Below are 13,239 nucleotides of genomic sequence, written 5' to 3' on the forward strand. Positions count from 1 at the left end.
GGCGCGGCGTCGGATGGATCGTTGTCTCGGTGCCTGAGGTGCGCGCAACGCCCGTGGAATTTCGTCCGGCGGATGGCGACGGCGGATTCAACCCTCGCCCGCCCCGATTCGTCTGCCTGCCCCTGGCTGCGGCGACCACCGGCCTAGCGACCGCCCCGGTCATCCACGCGCGCGTCGCGCCGCACCGCCTGCGGCGGCACGCCGAAGCCGCGCACGAACGCGTCGCGCAGGTGGCGCCGGTCGCGGAAACCGTTCTCCTTCGCGATCACGTCGAGCGAGTGCCGGCTCTGCTCGATCATCAGCCGCGCGGCCTCGAGCCGCAGCCGCTCGATCGCCTTCGCCGGCGACTGCCCGGTTTCCAGCGTGAACACGCGGCTGAACTGGCGCGGACTCAGGTGGACGGCGTCGGCCAGTTCCTCGACGGTCAGCGCGCGGCCGAGGTTCTGCCGCGCATAGTTCAGCGCGTTCTGGATCCGGTCCGATTTCGGCGCGAGGTCCAGCATTTCCGAATGCTGCGACTGCCCGCCCGAGCGGCGCTGGTGCATCACGAGCTTGCGCGCGACCGAGCGCGCGGCGTCCGCGCCGAGATCCTTCTCCACCATCGCGAGCGTCAGGTCGAGGCCGGCCGTCATCCCGGCCGACGTCCAGATCGGGCCGTCGACGATGTAGATCCGGTCCTCCTCCACGCGAATGTCCGGAAAGTGCTTCTGCATGTCGCGGCCGTACGCCCAGTGCGTCGTCGCGCGGCGCTGCGCGAGCAGCCCGGCCTCGGCGAGCACGAACGCGCCCGTGCAGATGCCGGCGATCCGCCGCGCGCGCGCGTTCGTGCGCCGCAGGAACGCGACGACGCCGGCCGGCGCCGGCGACGCGAGCGGATCGTTGACGCCCGCGACGATCCACGTATCGACGTCGATCCGGCCGCGCAGCGCGCGCGTCGCAACCGACAACCCGAGCGACGAGCGCACGTCGCCGCCTTCGACGGAATAGTTGTCCATCACGTAGAACGGTTCGCCCGCGGCCAGGTTCGCGTACTCGAACACCGACTGCGTGGCGAGCGCCATGATCTGGAAGCCGTCGCTGATCAGAAAGCCGATGCGGTGCATGCGTGTCTCCGGTGGCGGGCGGCACGACCGTCACGATCGTCACCCGATGTCCTGAATCATACCCATCTACGTCATTTGTGTCGCAGCGATTCGAGGCCAGAATGCCTTCACGCACTCACCCTTTCCTCGACACGGAGCGACATCATGACTGAAGCACATCGCGGTACCGCCGTCATTACCGGCGCATCGTCCGGCATCGGCGCGATCTATGCGGACCGCCTCGCGCGGCGCGGCTACGACCTGATCCTGGTCGCGCGCAACCGCGACCGGCTGGCCTCGCTCGCCGAGCGCATCACGAACGACACGCAGCGCAGCGTCGAGATCGTCGGCGCCGACCTCAACGACCGCGCGGCGCTCGCCGCCGTCGAAGCGAAGCTGAAGCAGGACGCTAGCATCACGCTGCTCGTCAACAACGCGGGCGTCGGCACGCACGCGCCGCTGCTCGACAGCGACGTCGACGCGATGACGCGGCTGATCGACCTGAACGTGACCGCGCTCACGCGCCTGACCTATGCGGCCGTGCCCGGCTTCGTCGCGCGCGGCCGCGGTGCCGTGATCAACATCTCGTCGATCGTCGCGCTGTCGCCGGAAACGCTCAATGGCGTCTACGGCGGCAGCAAGGCATTCGTGCTCGCGTTCAGCCAGTCGCTGCATCACGAACTCGCGGACCACGGCGTGCAGGTGCAGGCCGTGCTGCCCGGCGCGACGGCCACCGACTTCTGGCAGACCGGCGGCCTGCCGCTCGAACACCTGCCGAAGGAGATCGTGATGTCGGCGTCCGACCTGGTCGACGCGGCGCTGGTCGGCTTCGATCGCCGCGAACTCGTGACGATTCCGTCGCTGCACGCGGCTGACGAATGGGATGCGTTCGAGGCCGCGCGCCGCACGATGGCGCCGCACCTGTCGACCGATTCGCCGGCGCCGCGCTATGCGGCCGCCCGCTGAGGCGCATCATCATGAAACTCGACGGCAATACCATCCTCATCACCGGCGGCACGTCCGGGATCGGCCGTGCGCTGGCGATCGCGCTCGACGACCTGGGCAACAAGGTCGTCGTCGCCGGCCGGCGCACGAAGCTGCTCGACGAGATCGCGCGGCAGTATCCGAACATCGACACGATCGAGCTCGACGTCGGCGATGCCGCGCAGATCCGCGCGGTCGCGGCGCGGCTGATCGACCGCTACCCGGCGCTGAACGTCGTGATCAACAACGCGGGCATCATGCCGTTCGACGATGCGGCCGGGCCGCTCGACGACGAACAGGCCGTGCGCCTCGTCGAGACGAACCTGCTCGGCCCGGTGCGCGTCAGCGCGGCGTTCGTCGAACACCTGAAGCGGCAGCCGGACGCGACGATCATCAACAACAGCTCGGTGCTCGCGTACGTGCCGCTCGCGTCGACCGCGCTGTATTCGGCGACGAAGGCCGCGATCCATTCGTACACGCTATCGCAGCGTTTCATGCTGCGCGACACGAGCGTGCGCGTGCTGGAAATCGCGCCGCCGTGGGTCGACACCGATCTCGTGCACAAGAGCGGCGATGCGCGCGCGATGCCGGTCGATGCGTTCGTCGCCGAGACGCTGGCGCTGCTCGAGACCGCCACCACCGAAGTCGTCGTCGAAGCGGCGAAGCCGTTGCGCGACAACGCCGGGCCGAACGAGCACGCGTTCGTCGACGAGTTCAACCGCTTCATCGTCGACAACCCGATTCCCATCGCGTGACGTCGCGCGGCGCAATCCTGCGCACGCATTGATCTGCCGAAAGGCGCCGGCTTCCGCACGGTCGGACTGCGAAGCCGGCGCTTGCCGGTTTGCCCGCGCATTCATTCAGGATGCCTGAAGCGCCCCTTCTCTACGTCCCTTCTCTACGTCCCTTCTCTACGTCCCTTCTCTACGTCCCTTCTCTACGTCCCTTCTCTACGTCCCTTCTCTACGTCCCTTCTCTACGTCCCTTCTCTACGTCCCTTCTCTACCCCCCCTCTCTACGCCCCTTCGCAACGCCGTCTCTCTACGCCCTCTCTCTACGCCCCGTACTCGCCGCGCGCCAAGCCGGATTCGCCTTGCTTGCCACGCATTCCTCGCGACGATAAGCTTTACGATCGCAGCCCCCGAAGCAGCGCCCTCCGGCATTCGTCCGATCATCGGCGCAATCGACCGTCGCGGATTTCGACCATGCGGTTCCGTATCACCACCGGGACCGGCGACACGCCCGGCTCCTCTCGCGCTCCCGCCGACGATCGACCGGCGCTTGCGCCGTTGCCCGAACTCGACACCGTGTGCCGTCTCGCCCGCGCGCATTTCGGCACGGCCGGTGCGTTCATCGCGTACGCCGAAGCCGGCGCGCAGCGCGTGGCGGCGTCCGACGGCACGCTGCCCGCCACGCTTCCTGCCATGCGTTTCCCGTCGCGTGCCGAGCCCGCTCCGGCGGCCGACCGACGCTTCATCACGCCCGCTACGGGCGACCTCCCGAATGACGCGCCGCACGTCGTCGCGGCCTGCGAGCTGGTCGCGCCCGACGGCACCGCGCTTGGCGCGCTATGCGTCGCCGGCGGCACCGGCCTGACGCTCGACACCGCGCAGCGCGCTTTCCTGCACGATCTGGCGACACTGGCGGAACGCGCGATCGGCCGCGCGAACGCACAAGCCGCGCTGCACGAACGGCTCGGCGTCGTCGAGGAACACAGCGCGCTGACCACGCTGGCGCTGAACGAAAGCGGCACCGGCGTGTGGGATCGCAACGTGGAAACCGGCGAGATCCATTACTCGGCGGCCTGGAAGGCGCTGCTCGGTTATGCGCCCGATGAACTGACGAGCCGGATCGAGGATGCATACGAACGGCTGCACCCGGACGACGTCGCCGACGTGAAAGCCGCGATGCTCGCGCACTTCGAAAGCCGGACCGACAGCTATGCGGTCGAACACCGCATCCGCTGCAAGAACGGCACGTACAAATGGATCTGCAGCCGCGGCAAGGTCATCGCCCGCGACAGCCACGGGCGCGCGCTGCGCATGGTCGGCACGACCACGGACATCACCGCGCTGCGCGAACTCGCCGGCCGCTTGAGCGACTCCGTCACGCTCGTGACGAACCTGACCGACCAGGTGCCGGGCCTCGTGTTCCAGCTGCGGCAGACCGCCGACGGCCGCCGGTTCTTTTCGTACGCGAGCGCGGGCGCACGCGACATCTATGAACTGACGCCCGAGCAGATCGCCCGCGACGCGGATGCGGTCGAAACCCGGATTCATCCTGCCAACCTGGTCGCCTACCGTCAGTCGCTGCGGATGTCCGCGGAGCGCCTGGCGCCGTGGCGGCTCGAATACCGCGTGCTGCTGCCGGACCAGGGGATGCGCTGGCGCGAAGGCGACGCGCGCCCGCAACGCACGCCGGACGGCGGCAGGGTCTGGCACGGCTTCATCACGGATGCGACCGAGCGCAAGCACATCGAGACCGAATTGCACCGGATGGCGACGACCGATCACCTGACCCAGCTGTCGAACCGCCACGCGTTCATGCGGCAGAGCGAAGCCGCGTTGCGCGGCGTGCGCGCGACCGGCCAGGACGCCGCGGTGCTGATGCTCGACCTCGATCACTTCAAGGCGCTGAACGACCGCTGGGGCCATCCGCTCGGCGATCGCGCGCTCCGGCATTTCGCGCGGCTGCTGCTCGCGGAGATCGGGACGGACGGCATCGTCGGGCGCGTCGGCGGCGAGGAATTCGCGATCGTGCTGCCGCACACCGGGATCGACGCGGCGTGCGCGCTCGCGCTGCGCGTGCAGCAGCGCGCGGCCGATTCGCGGCTCGTGCACGAGGATCAGCCGCTCGTGCTGACCGTCAGCATCGGCATCGACGCGATGCGGACGTCCGACTTCGGCGCGTACCAGGCGCTGTCGCGTGCCGACAAGGCGCTGTATGTCGCGAAGGAGCGCGGCCGCAACCGGATCGAAGTGTATCGGGCCTAGCGCGTGTTCCCGCCGACAACGGGCTTGCGCCTGTCCTGGCCGCACACCCCGTCGTAAGCGCGTCGCGTCGACGCATCACGCGATCAACGCGACACGGGCGCCGCGTCGCGCGAGGTCGCGCGCACACCGAGCAGCATCGCGACCGCGCACGCGGCCAGCAATCCCGCGATCATCAGCATCGCCGAATCCATGCTGCCGGTACGGGTGCGGATCACCCCGACGATCCACGGCGTGATCATCCCGCTCGATACGCCGATGCTGCTGATCAGCGCGATCCCGCCCGCCGCGCCGGCGCCCGAGAAATACGCGGACGGCACGGCCCAGAACACCGGATGCGCGGCGAAGATCAGCATCGCCGCGATCGACAGCAGCGCCATCATCGCGACGATGCTCGGCAAGTGCAGCGTCAGCAACGCGAGCGCCACCGCGCCGCCGAATGCGCACGCGGCGAAGTGCCGGCGACGCTCGCGCTTGCGGTCGGAGCGCCGCGCGATCGCGATCAGGCCGGCCGCGCCGATCGCGTTCGGCACGATCGACATCAGGCTGATGTGCACGACGTCGTGAATGCCGAATTCGCGAATCATCAGCGGCATCCAGAACAGCAGCATCAACAGCGCCGTCGTCAGCGAAAAATAGATGAATGCGAACAGCCAGGTGCGCGGCGCGGCGAGCACCTGCCGCAGCGACGACGCCGCATGCGCGGGCGCCTCCGCCCGGTCGGCGGCCAGGTCGGCCGCGAGCCGCTGGCGGTCGTCGTCGGACAGCCAGCGCGCCTGTTCGGGGCGGTCGCACAACCAGAACCACGCGATCACGCCGAGCAGGATCGCGGGCGCGCCCTCGATCGCGAACATCCACTGCCAGCCGTGCAGCCCGAGCACGCCCGACATCGCCCGCATCAGCCAGCCCGACAGCAGCCCGCCGACCATCCCGGCCACCGCGACGCCCGCATAGAAGATCGACAGCACCGACGCGCGCCGGCGCGCCGGATACCAGTAGGTCAGGTAGAACACGACGCCCGGGAAGAAGCCGGCCTCGAACAGCCCGAGCAGGAAGCGCAGCACGTAGAAGTGCTTCGCGCTGTCGACCGTGATCATCGCGACCGACACCGCGCCCCACAGGAACATGATCCGCGCGAACGTGCGGCGCGCGCCGAAGCGGCGCAGCAGCGCGTTGCTCGGCACCTCGAACAGCACGTAGCCGACGAAGAACAGCACCGCGCCGAGGCTGTACATCGCATCGGTCAGGCCGAGATCCTGCCGCATCTGCAACTGCGCGAAGCCGATGTTGCTGCGGTCGAGGATCGACACGATGTAGCAGATGAACAGGAACGGCACGATCCGCATGCCGATGCGGCGGTACAGCGCGTCGTTGTCCGACGGGCGCGACGCGGATGCGACGGGATGCCCGGCGTCCGCTTGAAGATGGGCTGACATCGATCGTCTCCTCGATGGATGCGGATACGGTGCGGACAGGCAATGCAACGCCGGTCGCCGCCGCCCGCCGGCAGCGCCCGGCCGTGATTCAGGCGCGGCGCGCGGGTTCGCCCTTCACGCCGAGCATCAGCGCGGCGCCGCTCAGCGCGAGCAGCGCGGCCAGCAGGTACACGGCGAGATCCATGCTGCCGGTGCGCGTGCGGATCAGCCCGATCACCCACGGGCTGACGATGCCGCTCGTGATCCCGATGCTGCTGATCAGCGCGATCCCGGCCGCGGCCGCGTTGCCCGACAGATAGCGGGTCGGCACGGCCCAGAAGATCGGCAGCGCGGCGAAGATCAGCGTCGCCGCGATCGACAGGCACGCGAGCATCGCCGCGAAGCTGTGCAGGTGCAGCGTCAGCGCCGCGAGTGCCAGCCCGCCGCCGATCGTACAGCACGCGAAGTGCTTGCGGCGCTCGCCGGTGCGGTCGGAATGGCGGGCGATCAGGATCAGCCCGACCGCGCCGACCGCGTTCGGCACGACCGTGTAGAGGCTCACCGACACGACGTCGGTCACGCCGAAATCGCGGATCATCAGCGGCATCCAGAAGTTGAGCGTCAGCGATGCGCAGGTCAGCGAGAAGTAGATGAACGCGAACAGGTAGACGCGCGGGTTCGCGAGCGCGGCGACCAGGCTGCGTTTGTCATGCGCGCCATGCGCACGGCCATCGCTGCACAGCGCGGCGACGCGCGCCTTTTCGTCGGACGTGAGCCACGCGGCGTCCTGCGGCCGGTCGACCAGGTACGTGAACGCGAAGCATGCGAGCACGATCGCCGGCGCGCCTTCGATCGCGAACATCCATTGCCAGCCGTGCAGCCCGAGCACGCCGCTCATGTCGCGCATGATCCAGCCCGACATCAGGCCGCCGAGCACGCCCGCCACCGCGACGCCCGCGAAGAACACCGAGATCGCCGCCGCGCGGCGGTTCGCCGGGAACCAGTAGGTCAGGTACAGCACGATGCCGGGAAAGAAGCCGGCCTCGAACACGCCGAGCAGGAAGCGCAGCACGTAGAAATGCGACGGCTGCGACACGAACATCATCGCGGTCGACGCGATGCCCCACAGCAGCATGATCCGCGTGAACGTGCGGCGCGCGCCGAAGCGCGCGAGCAGCAGGTTGCTCGGCACCTCGCAGAACACGTAGCCGACGTAGAACACCGCGGCGCCGAGGCCGTACATCGCATCGCTGAAACCGAGGTCGTGCTTCATCTGCAGCTGCGCGAAGCCGATGTTGATGCGGTCGAGGAACGACACGACGTAGCAGAGGAACAGGAACGGCACGATCCGCCACGCGATCTTGCGGAACAGCAGCGCGTCGCCGGCAGCGGTTGCCGATGCGGATTCGTAGGCGGAAGTCGACGCCGCGGCACTCGCGTGCGCGATCGTCGCTTCGGCGGGAAGCGATTGGGGCATGTCTCTCTCCAAACGGGCCGCGCGATTCGCGCGCGCAGCAGTCTCCGCGGGCGTGCATGCGCCCGGCTTTCTTGTGAGATCGGAAGTCGGCTCCCTGAACGGCCGCGCGATGCAGCCGCCGCTCAGGCGCCGTCAGGAAAACGGCGGGACGCCCGCCCGGACGCCCCGCCGCCGTGACCCGCTCAGTCCTGCAGCGCGTCCCACATTTCCTTGTCGCGCTGCGCGGTCCAGATGCGCGGATGCGTAATGCCGCTCGCTTCGTCGTACGCGCGCGACACGTCGAACGGCAGACAGTGCTCGTAGATGAACACTTGGCCGAACTTCGGATCCATCGCTTCGCGCGTGAGCGCCATCGACGCCTTCAGGTCGAGCTTGCGCTCGACGGCCTTGCGGCCCTGCGCGAGCAGCGTCGTCACGAAATCCTTCGTGTAGTCGAGGCCCTTGTTCACTTCGGCCGGATTCAGCAGCGCGGGGCCGCGGCCCGGCACGAGCTTTTCCGCGCCGAGCGCGCGCAGCGCCTCGAGCGTGGCCGGCCACTGTTCGAGCTGCGCGTCGCCGCAATAGCAAGCCGCGTCGTACTCGACCAGGTCGCCCGAGAACAGCACCTTCTGCGACGGCAGCCAGACGATCGTGTCGCCCTTCGTGTGGCCCGAGCCGACGTGCATGATCTTCACCTCGAGCTTGCCGAGGAACAGCGTGATCTCGCGCTCGAACACGAGCGTCGGCCAGGTCAGGCCCGGCACCGTCTCGACGCCCGCGAACAGGCGCGGGAAGCGCTCGATCTCTGACTTCATGTCGGCCTCGCCGCGCTCGACGATCATTTCGTAGGTGCCGCGGCTCGCGATCACGTGCTGCGCGCCTTCCTCGAAATACGCGGACGCGCCGAGCACGCGCACCGCATGGTAGTGCGACAGCACGACGTGCTTGATCGGCTTGTCGGTCACGCTGCGGATCTTCGCGATCAGGTCCTGCGCCATCGCGGGCGTCGCGGTCGTGTCGACGATCAGCACGCTGTCGTCGCCGATGATCACGCCCGAGTTCGGGTCGCCTTCGGCGGTGTATGCGTACGCGTTCTCGGACAGCTGCGTCCAGGTGACTTTCTTCTCTTCCAGATCGGCTTGGGAGGCGAATGCTTTGGCCATGTTGCGTTCCGTGGCTGCGAGCCATGTGTTGAGGGGAGTGAGCGGATCATCTTCCCGCGCCGATTATTTGTCAATGACAAAGTCGCTTGCTATTGTTTAATACGGGTAAACCTGCGGGCTGGCGCGATAAATGGCGTCGGATACCATGCGGGGTTTCGTCAACGGAAGAATCATCGCGTGCAGAACCACGAAGTCAGCGCAGACGACGCGCCGCCCAAGGCGCAGCGCGGGATCCAGAGCGTCGAGGTCGGCGGCCGGCTGCTCGACGCGCTCGCGCGCCGGCGCAAGCCGCTCGGGCTGTCGGAGCTGGCGGCCGCGGCCGACCTGTCGACCGCGCAGGCGCACACCTATCTCGTCAGCCTGACGCGGCTCGCGCTCGTGAAGCGCGACGCGCTCACCGGCAACTACGAGCCGGGGCCGCTGTCGCTCCGGCTCGGGCTGATGTCGATCGAGCGCCAGCCGGCCTATCGCGCGGCGCTGCCGCACGCGGCGCGGCTCGCGGAAACGGTCGGCCTGAGCGTCGCGCTGTCGGTGCCGGGCGCGCTCGGGCCCACGATCGTGCGCATCGAGCACGGCGGCTATCCGCTGCACGTGAACCTGCACGTCGGATCCGTCATGTCGCTCGACACGACGGCGACCGGCCGGGTGTTCCGCGCGTTCGGCGACCCCGCACAGCTCGACGCGATGGCGGCCAGCCAGGCCGGCGCCGGCGCCGCGCTCGCCGGCGCGGAAGGCGACCAGCCCCCATCCGATGCCCGTGCGTGGCAAGCCGAACTCGACGCGATCCGCGCGCGCGGGATCGAACGCGGCGTGGATCGGCCGAGCCCCGGCGTCAGCGCGATGTGCGTGCCGGTGCTGGACGCGGACGGCCGCCTGCAACTCGCGTTGACGGTGATCGGTTCGAGCGGCTCGATCGATGTCGGCTGGGACGGCCCGATCGCGACGGCGCTGCGCGATGCGGCACGGCAAGCGACCGCGGCGCTCGACGCGGGACGCGACGCACCGCCGGTCGCGCCGGGCATGCCGCCGGCCACGCAACGCATGCCGCCCGCGCTCGCCGACGACCCGAAAGCGCAGCGCGGCATCAACGCGCTCGACAGCACGGGCGAGCTGCTGCTCGCGCTCGTCTCGGCGGGCCGTGCGCTGCCGTTGCGCGATCTCGCCGCAGCCGCCGGCATGCCGGCCGCGAAGGCGTTTCCGCACCTGGTGAGCCTGCAGAAGATCGGCCTGCTGAGCCGCGACGACGCGGGCTGCTTCGGCGGCGGGCCGCTCGCGCAGGCGCTCGGGCTGATCGCGATGCAGCGCGTGTCGCCGACGCGCGATGCGGAAGCCGAAATCGTCGCGCTGGCGGCCGCGACCGACCTGAGCGTGGCCGCGGCGACGCTCGGGCCGCTCGGGCCGACCGTGATCCGTCTCGAGGAATCGGCACGGCCGCAGCACGTGAGCCTGCAGGTCGGCACGGTGATGTCGCTCGTGAATACGGCGATCGGGCGGATTTTCGCGGCCGGCATGTCCGACGACGTGCTGGCCGGCCTCCTGGCCGACGAGCCGGTGCGCCTCGCAGGCCGCGCGACGCAGGTCGACGACGCGTTCCGCGCGCGGCTCGCGGCGATCCGCACGGACGAACTCGATTTCGCCTTCGATGCGCCGGTGCCGGGCATCGGGACGATCGCCGCGCCCGTGTTCGATCACACCGGCAGCATCCGGCTCGTGATTGCGATCATCGGCTCGTCGCGCTGCTTCCCGCGCGGGCCGCACAGCGAACTCGCGCATACGCTGCTCGCCGCGGCGCGCCGCCTGTCGTGGCGCTTCGGGTGGATCGGCGGGTAATCGCCGCCCCGCTGCCCGGCTTTCCCTTTTCGCCCGTCAATGCGAGGCCGTGCTCGCCACGGTCTCGTCACGCCTGCCCGCCACGCAGAAGCTGGCGCAGCTCATGTTGCGCAGCAGCAACATAAATTGTCAGTAATTCTCATATAACGAAATCGCATTTCACAAGACGGTGACGTTTCTTTATGATTAGGGTTATCCCTAACTCACCACCTACATGGGGCTTCGTCATGCAAACGTCTAATGTCTCCAATCGTTCCACCCAATCCGCTGGCTGGCTCGCACGTGTTGGCGAGCTGCTTGCAGAAGCATGGGCACTGCACCTCGAGAACTGCGCAGTCATCGCTGAAGCGCACGCCCGCCTGCCGCGCTAAGCGCAGCGACTGGCCGCCAGCCGGCCGCACGCCATCCGTCTGATGCGCCTGCCGGGACGCGCGCCGAAAGGCCGCCGCGTCCGGCACGGGGCGCCGGACGGAAGTCGCAAAAAGGGCGAATGCCCTCGATGGCATGGTGCTCACGCGCTGTGAGCACGGTCGTAGCGATGTCGATACGCAGATGCCGGTGCCGACGAACTTGTCGGCACGGTGTCGATCGCAGCTTCCCGGAATGTCCGGCCGCTGCGTAGCCGATGCATGCCCGCTGCGCACCACGCGCCGGGCCTGGCCGTCACGGAAGATTCATCCGTTTTCCCGCCGCGCGGGCATCGTCTGCCTGTATCCGGCTCCGGGCCGCGCGCAACGGTCGCGACAGCCCGATTCCCGCCCTTCTCCAGCACCGCCGCGAACCGCGTCGTCACGACACCGCGCGGCGCGTCGCCCCCGTCATCACACCTGAATCGACGGCACGTCTTTCATGCACCGCAGCGCGAACATCGAGCGGCTGTGGCGAATGCTCGAAATCCTGTACAGCTTCTCGCGCAGGAAGCGCTCGTAGCCGGCCGTGCCGTCCACGGCGACCTTGATCCAGTAATCGTATTCGCCCGACACGAGGTAGGCCTCGAGCACTTCGGGCAGTGCCGCGAGTTCCGCGCCGAAACGCGCGAGCGCATCGTCCTCGTGGCGATCGAGCGTGACTTCGAGGATCACGATGTCCGCGTAGCCGAGCATGCGCTGGTTGACCAGCGCGACGTAGCCGTCGATGTAACCGTCGAGTTCGAGCTGCCGCGTGCGGTTCCAGCAGGCGGTGGTCGACATGCCGATCTGTTCGGCCAGTTCGGCGTTCGACAGGCGCGCATTTTTTTGCAGTGCACCGAGGATCTTGCGGTCCTGGTTGTCGAGGGTTTTCGGCGTGCGTTCGCGGGTAGCCATGGCAGGAAGAATTTTCTACTGAAAATCCTCATTCTAGCTGAACATGATTCCGGTTTCGGGTGCATTTTGCTGGAAAACAGGAAGCCTGTTAACCGGCCCGCTTGATACATTTTCTCCATGCCTGTTGTCCGGCACGCTCCCCGCGACAACCCCTTCGCACCGGGACGCCTGGCCGCAATCACGAGTTGCGGCGCAGGACACGCAGGCATGCAACGTCCCGCCCCCCGCGCGCCTACCCGGTCGCACGGGCCGGCGCCTGATCCTCCGTTTCCGCACTCCCGTCATGTCGTTCAGGCTTTATCTGTCGTTCCTCGCTGCGTCCGCCGTCCTCATCTACGCCCCCGGCCCCGTCAACCTCCTCACGATGAACCAGGCATTGCGCGCCGGCTGGCGCCGCGCGCTGCCGTGCGTCTGGGGCGGCACGCTCGCCGTGCTGCTGCAGCTCGCGCTGACCGCGCTGTGCCTGAACTCGCTGGTCCACCTCGACGAGCACGCGCTGACCGTGCTGCGCTGGGCCGGCGCCGCCTACCTCGTCTGGCTCGGCTGCAAGCAATGGCTCAATCGCGCACCGGCCAACGCGCCCGCCGCGTCGACGGACGCCGGCAGCACGGCACCCGACGACACCGTCACCGGACGCGCGCTGTTCTGGCGCGGCGTCGCCACCTCCGGCCTGAACCCGAAGACGCTGCTGTTCTTTCCGTCGTTCTTTCCGCAGTTCATCGTCCCGAATCCCGACTGGAGCCTGAACGCGCAATTCCTGCTGCTCGCGGCGACCTTCGCGGTGCTGTTCGCCGGCGGCGTCGCGTCGATGGCGCTGTTCTCGCACCGGCTGAGCCGCGCGCTGCAGCGGCCGGCGCGGATGCGCGCGATGAATCGCGTGACGGGCGGGCTGCTGGTCGGAATGGGCGCGATCATGGTCGGCTGGAACTGAGCGGCCGCCTGCGCGCGTGACGCGGCACACTGCGGCGCGCGTCACCCCGCGCCGGCCGACGCGCGGCCGGTACGACCAGTACAA

Annotated in this window: 10 protein-coding genes; 5 read left to right on the forward strand and 5 right to left on the reverse strand. The window is 68.7% G+C overall.

Translation table 11 applies throughout. From position 1 onward, the window contains the following. Nucleotides 1-143: 143 nt before the first annotated feature. Nucleotides 144-1,103, reverse strand: a complete 960-nt coding sequence (locus U4Y91_RS15105; protein WP_321805681.1) for a GlxA family transcriptional regulator — start codon at nt 1,101-1,103, stop codon at nt 144-146. A 144-nt stretch (nt 1,104-1,247) separates the two neighbouring features. Between U4Y91_RS15105 and U4Y91_RS15110 the strand changes: the two genes are divergently transcribed. From U4Y91_RS15110 to U4Y91_RS15120, 3 genes are all read left to right on the forward strand, one after another. After that, complete coding sequence (locus U4Y91_RS15110; RefSeq protein ID WP_321805682.1) at nt 1,248-2,048, forward strand: SDR family oxidoreductase; 801 nt, start codon at nt 1,248-1,250, stop codon at nt 2,046-2,048. Between the two features lie 11 nt (nt 2,049-2,059). Further along, complete coding sequence (locus U4Y91_RS15115; protein ID WP_321805683.1) at nt 2,060-2,821, forward strand: SDR family oxidoreductase; 762 nt, start codon at nt 2,060-2,062, stop codon at nt 2,819-2,821. A gap of 450 nt (nt 2,822-3,271) precedes the next feature. After that, nucleotides 3,272-5,059 (forward strand): diguanylate cyclase, encoded by a 1,788-nt coding sequence (locus tag U4Y91_RS15120; RefSeq protein ID WP_321805684.1) that lies wholly within the window; start codon nt 3,272-3,274, stop codon nt 5,057-5,059. A gap of 83 nt (nt 5,060-5,142) precedes the next feature. Here U4Y91_RS15120 and U4Y91_RS15125 read toward each other — a convergent pair whose 3' ends face one another. From U4Y91_RS15125 to U4Y91_RS15135, 3 genes are all read right to left on the reverse strand, one after another. Further along, the gene (locus U4Y91_RS15125) at nt 5,143-6,492 is read right to left on the reverse strand and encodes an MFS transporter (RefSeq protein ID WP_321805685.1); all 1,350 of its coding nucleotides are present in this window, start codon (nt 6,490-6,492) and stop codon (nt 5,143-5,145) included. Between the two features lie 88 nt (nt 6,493-6,580). After that, nucleotides 6,581-7,948, reverse strand: a complete 1,368-nt coding sequence (locus U4Y91_RS15130) for an MFS transporter (protein ID WP_321805686.1) — start codon at nt 7,946-7,948, stop codon at nt 6,581-6,583. Nucleotides 7,949-8,130: 182 nt separating this feature from the next. Next, nucleotides 8,131-9,090: an MBL fold metallo-hydrolase gene (locus U4Y91_RS15135; protein ID WP_321805687.1), complete on the reverse strand. Its 960-nt coding sequence runs from the start codon at nt 9,088-9,090 to the stop codon at nt 8,131-8,133. Between the two features lie 177 nt (nt 9,091-9,267). On the opposite strand from U4Y91_RS15135, the gene U4Y91_RS15140 reads away from it, so the two are divergent. Beyond that, nucleotides 9,268-10,920, forward strand: coding sequence for an IclR family transcriptional regulator (locus U4Y91_RS15140; RefSeq protein ID WP_321805688.1), 1,653 nt, complete (start codon nt 9,268-9,270; stop codon nt 10,918-10,920). A gap of 821 nt (nt 10,921-11,741) precedes the next feature. Here U4Y91_RS15140 and U4Y91_RS15145 read toward each other — a convergent pair. Continuing rightward, nucleotides 11,742-12,224: an Lrp/AsnC family transcriptional regulator gene (locus tag U4Y91_RS15145; RefSeq protein WP_006755380.1), complete on the reverse strand. Its 483-nt coding sequence runs from the start codon at nt 12,222-12,224 to the stop codon at nt 11,742-11,744. A gap of 283 nt (nt 12,225-12,507) precedes the next feature. Between U4Y91_RS15145 and U4Y91_RS15150 the strand changes: the two genes are divergently transcribed. After that, complete coding sequence (locus U4Y91_RS15150; protein ID WP_321805689.1) at nt 12,508-13,155, forward strand: LysE family translocator; 648 nt, start codon at nt 12,508-12,510, stop codon at nt 13,153-13,155. Nucleotides 13,156-13,239 lie beyond the last annotated feature (84 nt).

This window comes from Burkholderia sp. BCC1993, assembly GCF_905339865.1.
GTDB lineage: Bacteria > Pseudomonadota > Gammaproteobacteria > Burkholderiales > Burkholderiaceae > Burkholderia.